This is a genomic window from Streptomyces sp. NPDC050418 (assembly GCF_044458745.1).
GTDB lineage: Bacteria > Actinomycetota > Actinomycetes > Streptomycetales > Streptomycetaceae > Streptomyces.
Window position 1 is genome coordinate 141,018 of record NZ_JBITIG010000014.1, and the last position, 12,576, is coordinate 153,593.

The following is a 12,576-nucleotide window of genomic DNA, read 5'->3' on the forward strand; positions in this document are numbered from 1 at the left end:
GAAACGCAGGTCAGCCGGACCCCACGAACACCACGAACAGCAGCCAGACGACCGGAGCCGTCGGCAGCAGGGAGTCCAGGCGGTCCATGATGCCGCCGTGGCCCGGCAGCAGCGTGCCCATGTCCTTGATGCCGAGATCGCGCTTGATCATCGACTCGCCGAGGTCACCGAGCGTGGCACTCGCCGCGACCGCGAGCCCGAGCAGCAGACCCTGCCACCACGTGCCGCCGTCGATCAGGAACGCCATGCACAGCGCACCCGCGACCATCGCGAACGAGACCGCACCGAGCAGACCTTCGCGCGTCTTGCCGGGGCTGATGCGCGGCGCGAGCTTGTGCTTGCCGAAGCGCCAGCCGACCGCGTACGCACCGGTGTCGCTGACCACCGTCAGAAGCAGGAAGGTCAGGACCCGCTGCGGACCGTCGTCCGCCGTGAGCATCAGCGCGACGAACGTGGCCAGGAACGGCACGTAGAACGCGGCGAAGACACCGGCGGTGACGTCCTTGAGGTAGCCCTCCGGCGGTTCGGTCATCCGCCAGACGAGGACCGCGAGCGCGGTGAGCGCCATCGCCACCCAGGCGCCCTCGGCCCCGCGCACGTAACCGGCGACGACCATGGCCGCACCGCCGACCGCGAGCGGCACCAGCGGCGCCTTGATCTGCTTGCGCTCCTGCAGCCGCGTGGTGAGCTCCCACAGGCCGACGACGACGGCGAGCGCTATGACGCCGACGAACACCGCCTTGACGATGAAGAGCGACGCGATGATCACCGCGCCGAGCCCGACACCGACGCCTATGGCAGCCCGCAGATCCCGCCCGGCCCGCTTCTTCTGCCGGCCTGCGGGCGCGGCGGACGGAGCGGGCGCCGCGGACGGACCTGCCGGTGCCGACGGGGCTCCGGCCTGCGCACCGTGGTCCCCGCCCTGCGGCGCCGCATGCCGCGGCGGCTCGGAAGGCTCGCCCGAGGGCGAGGGGGCGGCGCTGGGCATGGGCTCCTGTGGCATCTCGTCGCGGAACAAGGGGCCGCTCAGCCGAGAGGCCCCCGTTCCGTACTGGTCCTGGTCCGTGCCCGGACCGGCCGCCGCGTGCAACTCTGCGAAATCGGCTTCCGATACGACAGGCATGGGCCGGGTCTGCTGAACTTCCGGCTCATCGTAGGCAGGACCCGCCTCGGGGCGCCCCTGGACAGGGCCCATCTCGGGCGGTCCCCAGTAGCCGGCCTGCGGCGGAGCCCCCCAGGAAGAGTCGTTCATCAGACCTCGAGCAGCTCGGCTTCCTTGTGCTTGAGCAGCTCGTCCACCTGTGCGACGTACTTCGAGGTGGTGTCGTCGAGCTCCTTCTCGGCGCGACGGCCCTCGTCCTCGCCGACCTCGCCGTCCTTGATCGCCTTGTCGATCGTCTCCTTGGCCTTGCGGCGCACGGAGCGGATCGAGATCTTGGAGTCCTCGGCCTTTGTCTTGGCGACCTTGATGAACTCGCGGCGGCGCTCCTCGGTCAGCTCCGGGAACACCACCCGGATGAGGTGACCGTCGTTGCTCGGGTTGACGCCCAGGTCCGAGTCGCGGATCGCCTGCTCGATGTTGCGCAGCGCGCTCTTGTCGAAGGGGGTCACCACGGCCATACGCGGCTCCGGCACCGAGAACGACGCCAGCTGGTTGATCGGCGTCAGGGCGCCGTAGTAGTCGGCCACGATCTTGTTGAACATCGCCGGGTGCGCACGCCCGGTGCGGATCGCGGCGAAGTCGTCCTTGGCGACCAGGACGGCCTTCTCCATCTTCTCCTCGGCCTCGAGGAGGGTCTCTTCGATCACCACTTGCTCCTGCGTGTCTTGAGTGGCCCGGCATGCACGGGGCGGCCGGCTAAGTCCGTCTCTTTCCTGCACGGTGTCCGACCGGCAGGGCTTTGTCCATCCCCGTACGGGATGGCCCGGAGTCAGGCAGTCAGCTCCGGGTGCCCTGGTCGCTCACGAGCGTGCCGATCTTCTCACCCTTGACCGCGCGAGCGATATTGCCCGCCGTCAGAAGCTCGAAGACGAGAATCGGCAGCTTGTTGTCCCGGCACAGGGTGATCGCGGTCATGTCGGCGACCTTGAGGTCGCGCGTGATGACCTCGCCGTATTCGAGGGCGTCGAACTTGACCGCGTCGGGGTTCTTGTTCGGGTCGGAGTCGTAGACCCCGTCGACACCGTTCTTGCCCATGAGCATCGCCTCGGCGTCGATCTCGAGGGCGCGCTGCGCGGCGGTGGTGTCGGTGGAGAAGTACGGCATGCCCATACCGGCGCCGAAGATGACGACGCGGCCCTTCTCCAGGTGGCGCACGGCGCGCAGCGGGATGTACGGCTCCGCGACCTGGCCCATGGTGATGGCGGTCTGGACGCGGGAGTCGATGCCTTCCTTCTCCAGGAAGTCCTGCAGGGCGAGGCAGTTCATGACCGTGCCGAGCATGCCCATGTAGTCGGAGCGCGCCCGGTCCATGCCGCGCTGCTGCAGCTCGGCGCCGCGGAAGAAGTTGCCGCCGCCGATGACGACGGCGATCTCCGCGCCGTCACGGACGACCGCGGCGATCTCGCGGGCGATGGCGTGCACCACGTCGGGGTCGACGCCGAGGCCGCCGCCGCCGGCGAAGGCCTCACCGGAGAGCTTCAGCAGAAAGCGGCCGGACTTCTTGCCGTCATCGGCATGGGGCATGGAGTTCTCCCTTGGAGCAGTGATGCACATACGAGAAGGCCATTGCCGGGGATGGATGTCCCTGCTCGGCAATGGCCTCCTCGTCAGTTCTGCGGTCGTCCGCCCGCCCGCACGAGGCGAGTGCGGCGGCGACTGCCGTCGACCCTATCGGGGTCTACCGTCGGTCGCGGTACGGACTCAGATGCCGACCTTGATGCGCGAGAAGCGCTTCAGGGTGACACCGGCCTCGGCCAGGACCTTCTCGACGGTCTTCTTGTTGTCAAGGGCGTAGGGCTGACCCAGGAGGGTCGCGTCCTTGAAGAAGCCGTTGACGCGACCCTCGACGATCTTCGGGAGCGCGGCCTCCGGCTTGCCCTCGGCGCGGGTGGTCTCCTCGGCGACGCGACGCTCGGTCTCGACGACCTCGGCCGGAACGTCCTCACGGGAGAGGTACTTCGGCGCGAAGGCGGCGATGTGCTGCGCGACGCCCTTGGCGACGTCGGCGTCGGCCTTGTCCAGCTCGACGAGGACACCGATCTGCGGGGGCAGGTCGGGCATCGTGCGGTGCATGTACGCGTAGACGAAGCCGTCGCTGTACTGCGCGAAGCGGTCCAGGACGATCTTCTCGCCGAGCTGGGCGTTGGCCTCGTCGACGAAAGCCTGCACGGTCTTGCCGGCCTCGATCTCGGACGCGAGGAGCGCCTCGAGGTCCGCCGGGGAGGTCTTCGCGACGTGCGCGGCGATCTCGCCCGCGACGGCCTGGAACTTGTCACCCTTGGCGACGAAGTCCGTCTCGCACTTCAGCTCGACGAGGACACCGGTGGTGTTGTCGTCGGCGATGAGGGAGACGACGGCACCGTTCTCGGCGGAACGGCCCTCGCGCTTGGCGACGCCCTTCTGGCCCTTGATACGGAGCGCCTCGACGGCCTTGTCGACGTCGCCGTCGGCCTCGTCGAGCGCCTTCTTGCAGTCCATCATGCCGACACCGGTGAGCTCACGGAGCTTCTTGACGTCGGCGGCGGTGTAGTTCGCCATGATTCAGTGAATCTTTCTCGAAGTCTGTCTACGGGGGAACGGCGGGGGCTTGGTCGGCCCCCGCCGTCACTTACCGAAACTGGAACCCGGGGTGTGGGTCAGGCCTGCTCGGCCGGCTTCTCGGCCTCGGCAGCCGGGGCCTCGGCAGCCGGAGCCTCGGCGGCCGGGGCGGCGTCGGCGGCGGGCGCCTCGGCGGCGGCCGGGGCCTCCTCGGCCTTCTTCTCGCCCTCGAGGAGGTCGCGCTCCCAGGCGGCGAGCGGCTCGCCCTCGGCCTTGTCGCCCTTGCCGGCAGCGCCGGAGCGGGCGATGAGGCCCTCGGCGACGGCGTCGGCGATCACGCGGGTGAGCAGGGTGACGGAGCGGATCGCGTCGTCGTTGCCCGGGATCTTGTAGTCGACCTCGTCGGGGTCACAGTTCGTGTCGAGGATCGCGACGACCGGGATGTTGAGCTTCCGGGCCTCGCCGACAGCGATGTGCTCCTTCTTGGTGTCCACGATCCAGACGGCGCTGGGCACCTTCTGCATCTCGCGGATACCACCGAGGGTCTTCTCCAGCTTGGCCTTCTCGCGCGAGAGCACGAGAAGCTCCTTCTTGGTCAGACCGGACGCGGCGACGTCGTCGAAGTCGATCTGCTCGAGCTCCTTGAGGCGCTGCAGACGCTTGTAGACGGTCGAGAAGTTGGTGAGCATGCCGCCCAGCCAGCGCTGGTTCACGTAGGGCATGCCGACGCGGGTGGCCTGCTCCGCGATGGCCTCCTGCGCCTGCTTCTTCGTGCCGACGAACATGACCGTGCCGCCGTGGGCGACGGTCTCCTTGACGAACTCGTAGGCGCGGTCGATGTACGACAGCGACTGGAGAAGGTCGATGATGTAGATGCCGTTGCGCTCCGTGAAGATGAAGCGCTTCATCTTCGGGTTCCAACGGCGGGTCTGGTGACCGAAGTGGACGCCGCTTTCCAGCAGCTCCCGCATCGTGACGACGGCCATGGCCGTACTCCTTGTGTGTTCTCGGTTATGTGCCTGACGCCCACGCGCACCCATGCCGCGTACTTTGAGGTACGGGACCGATTGGGCACTGACTCCGACGGCTCGAAGAGCCCGGCGTCGGGGCGTGCGAAGTCGACCCGGTGACCCGGATCGCCACAAGAAGTGTACGGGACCGTGAAGGCGGCGGGTGACGCCGCTGTCCACAACCGGCCGGTTATCCACAGTTCACGGCCAAGATCCGCGGAAAACCCGGTGTTCTGCGACCGTCCGTGCATGCACCAGAAGACGAATCCCAGCGCTCGCGTGCGGTTGGCACGCCCGGCTCGCCCGGCTCGCTTACGACAGCGGCGCCTGTCCGCAGGCCCGCCCCTGCGGGTGGCGGCCTTGGTTTCGGTGCTCGCCACGGTCCTGCTGGGCACGGCGAGCGCGGGGGCCGTCGCCTCGGACCGGATGGCGGCCCCGGTCCCGTCCGGCGACCGCGCCTGGCCGGTGGGTGACCGGCCCGCGGTCGTACGTGGCTGGGATCCGCCCGCGTCACCGTACGGAGCGGGTCACCGGGGCGTGGACCTGGCGGCCGCTCCCGGCGCCGCGGTCCGGGCGGCGGCCCCGGGACGGGTCTCGTTCGCGGGCCGGGTCGCGGGCAAGGGCGTCGTGTCCATCGAACTGGCGGGCACGGGCGACCCGCCGCTGCGGACGACCTATGAGCCGGTACGTGCCGTGGTGGAGGAGGACGAGGAGGTGGCCGCGGGCCAAGTGATCGCCGTTCTGGAGGCCACCCCGGCCCACTGCCCCGGCACGAGCTGTCTGCACTGGGGCCTTCGCCGGGGCAAGGTCTACCTCAACCCGCTCGACCTGCTCCCCGCGTGGATGCTCCGCCGGGCTCCATCACGCCTGCTCCCGGTCCTGGGCCTCCCGGAACTCCCGGCGACCCCGGCGACGGCTGCCGCCGGCCTCGGCCCGGGCTCGGGCGAAACCCTCCAGGCCGTTGCCCTGTTCCTGACCGCGGCCCTGGCCCACCGCCGGTTCAGGCCCCGGCGAGGAGAGGGCGAGCAGCACTCAGACGGGCTCGGAGCGCACTCAACCGCTGACGCCCCGCAGCGCCATCCCCACCGCCGCGTCCGTGATCGCCGCCGCGTCCTGCGGGGCCGAGCCCTCGATCCGGCGGACGGCTGCGTCCACGACGCCCTGCAGCAGCATCGCCGCCAGCCGGGGCTGCGTGTGCCCCAGTGCCTCAAGGGCTTCGACGATCATCGCCACCAGCCCGCCGTGCGCCGCCCGGATCTTCTCCCGCGCGCCGGCGTCGAGCTCGCTGGAGGAGATGGCGACGACGGCCCGGTGCCGCTGGTCCCCGACGAGCGAGAGCTGCGAGCGCACATACGCCTCGACCTTGCCCTCGGGGGTCGCGGCCTGCTCCATGGCCACCTCGACCTCCGCCGCCCACACGGGGAAGTCGACCTCGCACAGCTCCTCGACCACAGCCGCGCGCGAACGGAAGTACTCATAGACCGAGGACCTGGCCAGACCGGTCCGCTCGGCGAGTGCGGGGAAGGTCAGCGCCTCCGTCCCGCCCTCGGACAGCAGGGAACGCGCGGCGTCCAGTAGAGCGCCGCGCTGCATCGACCGGTGCTCGGCCACGGAGGCCGCTCGAATCCTTGGCACGCCCCCACTCTACGGAGCCACCCCGCCCGGAACCCAGCCCGGCAGGACCGATTCAGCGGCCAAAGCTCGCCAACTTGGCGCGAAGCTGCAGCACCGACTTCGTATGGATCTGGCTGACCCGGCTCTCCGTCACACCCAGCACGTTGCCGATCTCGGCCAGCGTCAGACCCTCGTAGTAGTAGAGCGTGACCACGGTCTTCTCACGGTCGGGCAGCGTGTTGATGGCCCGCGCGAGCAGCCGGCGCAGCTCGCGGTCCTCGGCCACTTCCACCGGGTTGTCCGCCGCGGTGTCCTCGAGCGTGTCCATGAGACTCAGCCGGTCGCCCTCGCCGCCGACGTGCAGCAGCTCCTCCAGCGCCACCACGTTGGCCAGGGACAACTGGCTGAAGACCGCGTGCAGTTCCTCGACCGCGATCCCCATCTCGGAGGCCACCTCGGCCTCGGACGGGGTGCGCCGCAGCTGTGCCTCCAGCGTGGCGTAGGCCCGCTCGACGTTGCGCGCCTTCTGCCGCACGGACCGCGGAATCCAGTCCAGGGCGCGCAGTTCGTCGATCATCGCGCCACGGATCCGTGTGATCGCGTACGTCTCGAACTTGATCTCGCGCTCGATGTCGAACTTCTCGATCGCGTCGATCAGCCCGAACACCCCGGAGGACACGAAGTCGGCCTGCTCCACGTTGGGCGGCAGCCCCACGCTGACCCGGCCCGCGACATACTTGACCAGCGGCGAGTAGTGCAGGATCAGCTGCTCGCGCAGCCTTCCGTCACCCGTTGTCTTGTACGACCGCCACAGTTCGTCGAGCGACGAGGGTGCGGGTGGCCGCACGCCGGCGCGGGCCGCTGGGGGAACTGCCGCGCGGTCAGACCCGGAGGTGTGCTGGGGCATTCGTCGCCTTGTGCCGTTCTGTGGAACCGTGAAGTGAAGCCGAGTTGGCCTTGTCGGAGTCGGAAGCCTTGTGAGCGTAGCGTGACTGGAGTGTCGCAGTGTGCGAAGGGCGGGGGATCACCCTTGCTCGTATGGGCTCGCATACGCGTCGGCTGACGTCCTCCGGTTCACGGCGGCCGACCGCCCCAGGGCCCCGGATCCCGGCAACCGCCTAGGTCACGGCCGGTCCACCGGACGGCTCAATCCCCCGCTCAGGACCTCCTTTCCTCGCGTGCAGACGATTTCGGACCCTGGCGTGTCAACTGCCAGCCGTCGCCGTGTCGTTCGACGAACCCCAGTGACTGCAGCTCGTACAGCCTGCCGACCGCGTCGTCCACGGCCGTCTGCGCACTTCGTGCGATCTCCTTGGCTGTGGCGGAGCCGTGCGCGGGCAGCGCCTCCAACACCCGTGCCGCGGGCGGTGCGAGAAGATCCCTGGGGACGAGGGGGCCGCGCCGCTCGGGCGCCAGCTCTCCCATCTCCCCGACCTGTTCGACGACGTCGGCGGCATCCGAGACCAGCACGCCCTCACCGCGCAGCAGTTGATGCACCCCGGCGGAGAGTCCGCTGGTCGCCGGGCCGGGAACCCCTATGACATGGCGGCCCAGCTCCTGCGCGCGCCGCACGGTCACGAGCGCCCCGCTGCGCACGGCGGCCTCCACGGCGACCGTTCCCCTGGTCAACGCGGCGATGACGCGGTTGCGCTGGATGAACCTGTAGCGGGTGGGGTGCGCGCCGGGTGACAACTCGCCCACCAGCAGCCCTTGTTCGGCGATGCGCGCGAAGAGCCGTTTGTGCCCCGAGGGGTACACGTGGTCGAGCCCGCAGGCGAGCACCGCGACGGTGGCCCCGCCGGCGCAGAGCGCACCCCGATGCGCCGCTCCGTCGATCCCGTACGCCCCACCGGACACCACGACCCAGCCCCGCTCGGCGAGGCCGGCGCTGAGCGTCTGGGCCATGTGCGCCCCGTAGGGCGTACAGGCCCGTGAGCCGACGACGGCGACCGAGCGCAGCGCCCATATCCGCAGCGACTGACCGCCCCTGAGCCAGAGGCCGACGGGTCGCGCATCGCCCAAATCGTCGAGCTGCAGCGGCCATTCCGCGTCCCCCGGCACCACGAACCGTGCACCGAAGGCCGCGGCCGCTTCGAGGTCACGCTCGGGCCGTGCGGCGCGCAGCCGTTCCTCGAGCCCGATGAGCCGCGCCGGTTTCACCCCGCTCAGCGTCTCGTCCCCTGCCGCGATCCGCTCCAGGGTCCCGTGCACGCCGTACGTCCGCAGCCACCGCCCGGCCTGCGCATCCCCGGGCTCGAACGTCCGGGCCAGCGCGACCCGCCCCCACCGCTCCCGCTCCAGGTCCGTCTCCGCGCCTGCATCCGGATACCGCTCCACGTCCGCTCCGGGATCCGGCTCTGCCTCCACGCCGTCCGCGCCCGTCATCCGCCCGCCCCGATCACCATGGGTACCCCGCGCGAGATCCCGGTCCGCAGTTGCAGGGCCAGGTCGACGTCCGCGCTGTCGGGCCGGTCGTGGCCGGACAGATCGGCGATGGTCCAGGCCACCCGGAGAACACGGTCGAGGCCGCGTGCGGTGAGCAGGCCGTGTTCGAGGTCCCGCTCCGCGCCGTCCATCGCGCCCGGCGCCGCGCGCCAGCGGGTGCGCAGCTCATGCCCGGGCACCTCGGCGTTGGTCCGCCACGGAGTGCCGTCGAGGCGGACCAGGGTGCGCTCGCGAGCCGCCCGCACCCGGGCCGCGACCACCGCCGTCGGCTCCCCGCCGCCGAGCTGTCCGGTGAGCTCGGTGCGCGTGACCCTGTCGACCTCGACCTTGATGTCCACGCGGTCGAGCAGTGGCCCGGAGAGCCGTGCCTGATAGCGCCGCACCATCGCGGGCAGGCAGTCGCACATCTCCCCCATGACCGTGTACTGCCCGCACGGACACGGATTCGCTGCGAGCACCATCTGGAACCGTGCCGGAAGCCGCACCACCCCCGCCGCCCGCGCCACGATCACATGCCCCGACTCAAGTGGCTGTCGCAGCGAGTCCAGTGCCTTCGGGCTGAACTCCGGCGCCTCATCGAGGAAGAGCACTCCACGATGCGCAAGGGACACGGCTCCCGGCCTCGGCAGTCCGTTGCCCCCGCCGATGAGGGACTGCATGGTCGCCGAGTGGTGCGGTGCGCAGTACGGCGGCATGTCGACGAGCGGCCTGTCCGTCGGGAGCATCCCCGCCACCGAATGGACGGCCGTGACCTCCAGTGCGTCCGCCCGGGTCAGCGGCGGCATGATCGCGGGGAGCCGCTCGGCCAGCATGGTCTTGCCTGCGCCTGGCGGGCCCGAGAGGAAGAGGTGATGGCCCCCCGCAGCCGCCACCTCGATCGCCGTTCGCGCCGACAACTGGCCCACGACGTCGGCCAGATCGAGCACGCGCTCGTGGTCACCGATCCCCGAGAGGCCGGTGCCCACTCCGGCGCCCGGAACGTGCAACCCGGCGAGGGAGGCGTCGGGGAGCCCTCTGTCGTCGGGCTCCTCGTGCGGTACCGGCTCGTCGCTGAGTACGGCGATGAGCTGCGCCAGCGTCCGTACGCCGAGCACGGAGATCCCCGGGACCAGCTTCGCCTCGCCCGCCGTGGCCTCCGGCACCACGACCTTCTTGAACCCCGCGTCGGCGGCGGCAAGCACGGAGGGCAGCACCCCCGGCACCGGCCGCACCCGGCCGTCAAGACCCAGTTCACCGATCATCACGACGTCGGCGAGCTCACGGGGATCGATCCGCTCCGCGGCGCCGAGGACCGCGCAGGCGACGGCGAGGTCGAAGCCCGAGCCGGCCTTGGGCACGGCGGCCGGGCTGAGCCCTACCGTCAGCTTCTTCTGCGGCCAATCGGCCCCGGAGTTGACCACGGCCGAGCGCACCCGGTCCCGGCTCTCGGTGAGGCTCTTGTCGGGCAGGCCGACCAGGGTGAACGCGGCGACGCCCGGCTCCAGGTCCGCCTGCACCTCGACGACGACGCCCTCGACGCCGACCAGCGTCACCGCACACGTACGGGCGAAGGCCATCAGGCCACCCCCCGCACATGCTCGACCACCGGCGCACCCCGCGACGGCAGCACGACGCCGACCAGGTCGATCCGCACCCCGCCCGACGGCGGCCCGCCGTGCCGGCGCACCCAGGTCTCGGCCAGTGCGCGCAGCCGCTCCGCCTTCGCCGGGGTGATCGCTTCCATGGGGTGCTGGAAAGGCCCGGGCGCGCCCGGTGGTCCCGCTCTTCGGGTCTTGACCTCGCAGACGACCAGCGCGTCACGGTCCATCGCGACGATGTCGATCTCGCCTCGGCGGCCCGCCCGCCAGTTGCGCGCCAGGATGTTCAGGCCGGCGTCGGTCAGCCGGCGTGCCGCCAGGTTCTCCCCGTACTTGCCCAGTGCACTGCGTGCGCTCATGGCACATCACCTCCGAGGTCGAAGGTGTCGCAGTCCGCTAAAAGTTGTTGATCTTGGTGGATAACCGCCGGGTTGTGGATAACTCACTCACCCGCATGAGGAACCCCCAGCCAGCGTGGAGCCTCAGCCGCTCGGCAGCTCGAGATCGCTCTTATTGAGCTCCTCGATGTTCACGTCCTTGAACGTGAGCACCCTCACCTGCTTCACGAAGCGCGCCGGCCGGTACATGTCCCACACCCAGGCATCCGCCATGGAGACCTCGAAGAAGACCTCGCCCTGGACCGAGTGCACCTGCATCTCATAGTCGTTGGTGAGGTAGAAGCGCCGCTCGGTCTCGATCACATATTTGAACAGCCCGACGACGTCGCGGTACTCCCGGTAGAGCTTCAGCTCCATCTCGGTCTCGTACTTCTCGAGGTCCTCGGCGCTCATGGCATGTTCCCCTTCAGCCGTGCGTCCCCCTATTGTGCGCCAGCCCCGCCCGCCTCTAGACGATTTCCGTATCGAGGACCACGGGAGCGCTCGGGGGACCCTCGTCGAGCAGTGCGCTCAGCAGCCCGGCGAGCTTGGTCGGATACACCGTCTCATGTGCCGTGATGAGTTCCCCGCAGGTCCACCACCGCAATCCCGCGACAGTGCGCCGCTCCAGATCGGTCAGTCCGGGCGAAGCGGTCATCGACTCCACTGCGGCCGCGGCGCTGTGCGTCGTACGCCCCAGGAAGTACCACTCGTCCTGGTCCCAGCGGCGCCCGGCGAACGGGAAGGAACAGACCCGCTTCCACAGGACGGGACCCAGCTCCACGTCCGTGATCCCGGTCTCCTCGGCCAGCTCCCGCAGCGCGGCCTGCTCATGGGTCTCGTCGCCCTCCAGACCGCCGCCCGGCGTGAACCACCAGTCGTCCTCGGGATGGTCGGGCTCATGTCCGTGCAGCAGCAGAATGCGGTCCTGTGGATCGAGCAGCACGACCCGCGCGACCTTCCTGAGCCCGGCAGTCTCCTCGGACTCGCTGAGCCCGGCAGTCTCCTCAGACACCCGCCGGCTCCTCCCTGCGCGCGGCAGGCCGACGCCCGCGCCTGCCCGCCCGCGCGGCGAGCGAGCCGTAGGCCGCGCCGCCCAGGACGAGCACCGCGCCGCCGATCACCGCGGCGATCATCAGGCGCAGCGGCCCGGGCTCGGAGATCCCGCCGGGCAGGTCCTTGAAGCCGTCGGCCCCGGCGAGCATGCCGTCCATCGGCCAGGCAATCGCCTCGACGCGGGCGTCGACCCCGGACACCGGCACCGCGCCGTTGCCGGCGTCCTCGATGTGGGCGCTGGAGTCCAGCGAGATGGAGCGGTCGTCGCCGAGCAGGAAGATCCGGCCCTTGGGCACGGTCGTGGGCGGGAAGCTGGTGCCCGCGTCCCGCGCGCTCGTCGGCAGATACGATTCCTCGATCGCCTTGCCGTTGACGGTCATCCGGCCCTTGGCATCGCAGCAGGCGATCTTGTCGCCGCCGACCGCGACGACCCGCTTGACCATCGGCAGGTCGCCCCAGGCCTTCTCCTTGAAGACCACGACGTCGCCGCGCCGGACCTCGTCGCCGTCGATCCGCTGCGCGAGCACGCGCTGGCCGGCCTCGATGGTGGGCGACATGGAGTTCGTGGGCACGGTGTACGGCTGGTAGACGAGCGCGCCCCAGATGAAGCCGCCGAGGAAGAGCACACAGCCGAGCGCCACGGCGATGCCCGACACCGCGCTGCTGCCCGACCGGCCGGCACTCCGGCCCGTCCCGCGTGCTCTGCTCATCCCAGCCCGTCCCACCTCGGAGGATCCGCCTTCCGGGCGCACGCACTCAGCGTCGTACGCCGGAAGGAGCGCCGAGAAGATCGGCGG

Annotated in this window: 13 protein-coding genes and 1 pseudogene; 1 reads left to right on the forward strand and 13 read right to left on the reverse strand. The window is 70.3% G+C overall.

What is annotated here, in order from left to right:
- Positions 1 to 10: 10 nt before the first annotated feature.
- The 5 genes from ACIBI4_RS29930 to rpsB form a co-directional block, all read right to left on the reverse strand.
- Entirely contained in the window at positions 11 to 1,252 is a 1,242-nt protein-coding gene (locus ACIBI4_RS29930) for a phosphatidate cytidylyltransferase (RefSeq protein WP_399207272.1), read from the reverse strand.
- Entirely contained in the window at positions 1,252 to 1,809 is a 558-nt protein-coding gene (gene frr / locus ACIBI4_RS29935) for a ribosome recycling factor (RefSeq protein ID WP_399207273.1), read from the reverse strand. The genes ACIBI4_RS29930 and frr overlap by 1 nt, the downstream gene beginning before the upstream one ends.
- A gap of 130 nt (positions 1,810 to 1,939) precedes the next feature.
- On the reverse strand, positions 1,940 to 2,686 hold the full coding sequence (pyrH, locus tag ACIBI4_RS29940; RefSeq protein WP_399207274.1) for a UMP kinase: 747 nt from the start codon (positions 2,684 to 2,686) through the stop codon (positions 1,940 to 1,942).
- Between the two features lie 177 nt (positions 2,687 to 2,863).
- On the reverse strand, positions 2,864 to 3,700 hold the full coding sequence (gene tsf / locus ACIBI4_RS29945; protein ID WP_399207275.1) for a translation elongation factor Ts: 837 nt from the start codon (positions 3,698 to 3,700) through the stop codon (positions 2,864 to 2,866).
- Positions 3,701 to 3,798: 98 nt separating this feature from the next.
- Positions 3,799 to 4,686: a 30S ribosomal protein S2 gene (gene rpsB / locus ACIBI4_RS29950; protein WP_399207276.1), complete on the reverse strand. Its 888-nt coding sequence runs from the start codon at positions 4,684 to 4,686 to the stop codon at positions 3,799 to 3,801.
- A 450-nt stretch (positions 4,687 to 5,136) separates the two neighbouring features.
- On the opposite strand from rpsB, the pseudogene ACIBI4_RS29955 reads away from it, so the two are divergent.
- Positions 5,137 to 5,472: pseudogene (locus ACIBI4_RS29955) on the forward strand (peptidoglycan DD-metalloendopeptidase family protein); the annotation flags it as partial.
- 291 nt (positions 5,473 to 5,763) lie between these two features.
- Here ACIBI4_RS29955 and ACIBI4_RS29960 read toward each other — a convergent pair.
- From ACIBI4_RS29960 to lepB, 8 genes are all read right to left on the reverse strand, one after another.
- Positions 5,764 to 6,321, reverse strand: coding sequence for a TetR/AcrR family transcriptional regulator (locus tag ACIBI4_RS29960; protein WP_399207349.1), 558 nt, complete (start codon positions 6,319 to 6,321; stop codon positions 5,764 to 5,766).
- A 76-nt stretch (positions 6,322 to 6,397) separates the two neighbouring features.
- Complete coding sequence (whiG, locus tag ACIBI4_RS29965; protein WP_399207277.1) at positions 6,398 to 7,231, reverse strand: RNA polymerase sigma factor WhiG; 834 nt, start codon at positions 7,229 to 7,231, stop codon at positions 6,398 to 6,400.
- 251 nt (positions 7,232 to 7,482) lie between these two features.
- Entirely contained in the window at positions 7,483 to 8,709 is a 1,227-nt protein-coding gene (gene dprA, locus ACIBI4_RS29970; protein WP_399207279.1) for a DNA-processing protein DprA, read from the reverse strand.
- Positions 8,706 to 10,325, reverse strand: a complete 1,620-nt coding sequence (locus ACIBI4_RS29975; RefSeq protein ID WP_399207280.1) for a YifB family Mg chelatase-like AAA ATPase — start codon at positions 10,323 to 10,325, stop codon at positions 8,706 to 8,708. Before ACIBI4_RS29975 ends, dprA begins: the two co-directional genes overlap by 4 nt.
- Positions 10,325 to 10,705, reverse strand: a complete 381-nt coding sequence (locus ACIBI4_RS29980; protein WP_399207281.1) for a YraN family protein — start codon at positions 10,703 to 10,705, stop codon at positions 10,325 to 10,327. The genes ACIBI4_RS29975 and ACIBI4_RS29980 overlap by 1 nt, the downstream gene beginning before the upstream one ends.
- Before the next feature lie 123 nt (positions 10,706 to 10,828).
- Positions 10,829 to 11,137: a DUF2469 domain-containing protein gene (locus ACIBI4_RS29985; RefSeq protein WP_003993268.1), complete on the reverse strand. Its 309-nt coding sequence runs from the start codon at positions 11,135 to 11,137 to the stop codon at positions 10,829 to 10,831.
- 55 nt (positions 11,138 to 11,192) lie between these two features.
- Positions 11,193 to 11,738: an NUDIX hydrolase gene (locus ACIBI4_RS29990; RefSeq protein ID WP_399207282.1), complete on the reverse strand. Its 546-nt coding sequence runs from the start codon at positions 11,736 to 11,738 to the stop codon at positions 11,193 to 11,195.
- Positions 11,731 to 12,489, reverse strand: a complete 759-nt coding sequence (lepB, locus tag ACIBI4_RS29995; RefSeq protein WP_399207283.1) for a signal peptidase I — start codon at positions 12,487 to 12,489, stop codon at positions 11,731 to 11,733. Before lepB ends, ACIBI4_RS29990 begins: the two co-directional genes overlap by 8 nt.
- Positions 12,490 to 12,576: the final 87 nt, after the last annotated feature.

Coding starts and splice junctions, on each gene's coding strand:
- dprA (WP_399207279.1), bottom strand. CDS start 8,709: ATGACGGGCGCGGACGGCGTGGAGGCAGAGCCGGATCCCGGAGCGGAC.
- ACIBI4_RS29975 (WP_399207280.1), bottom strand. CDS start 10,325: ATGGCCTTCGCCCGTACGTGTGCGGTGACGCTGGTCGGCGTCGAGGGC.
- rpsB (WP_399207276.1), bottom strand. CDS start 4,686: ATGGCCGTCGTCACGATGCGGGAGCTGCTGGAAAGCGGCGTCCACTTC.
- tsf (WP_399207275.1), bottom strand. CDS start 3,700: ATGGCGAACTACACCGCCGCCGACGTCAAGAAGCTCCGTGAGCTCACC.
- ACIBI4_RS29980 (WP_399207281.1), bottom strand. CDS start 10,705: ATGAGCGCACGCAGTGCACTGGGCAAGTACGGGGAGAACCTGGCGGCA.
- lepB (WP_399207283.1), bottom strand. CDS start 12,489: ATGAGCAGAGCACGCGGGACGGGCCGGAGTGCCGGCCGGTCGGGCAGC.
- ACIBI4_RS29930 (WP_399207272.1), bottom strand. CDS start 1,252: ATGAACGACTCTTCCTGGGGGGCTCCGCCGCAGGCCGGCTACTGGGGA.
- pyrH (WP_399207274.1), bottom strand. CDS start 2,686: ATGCCCCATGCCGATGACGGCAAGAAGTCCGGCCGCTTTCTGCTGAAG.
- ACIBI4_RS29985 (WP_003993268.1), bottom strand. CDS start 11,137: ATGAGCGCCGAGGACCTCGAGAAGTACGAGACCGAGATGGAGCTGAAG.
- whiG (WP_399207277.1), bottom strand. CDS start 7,231: ATGCCCCAGCACACCTCCGGGTCTGACCGCGCGGCAGTTCCCCCAGCG.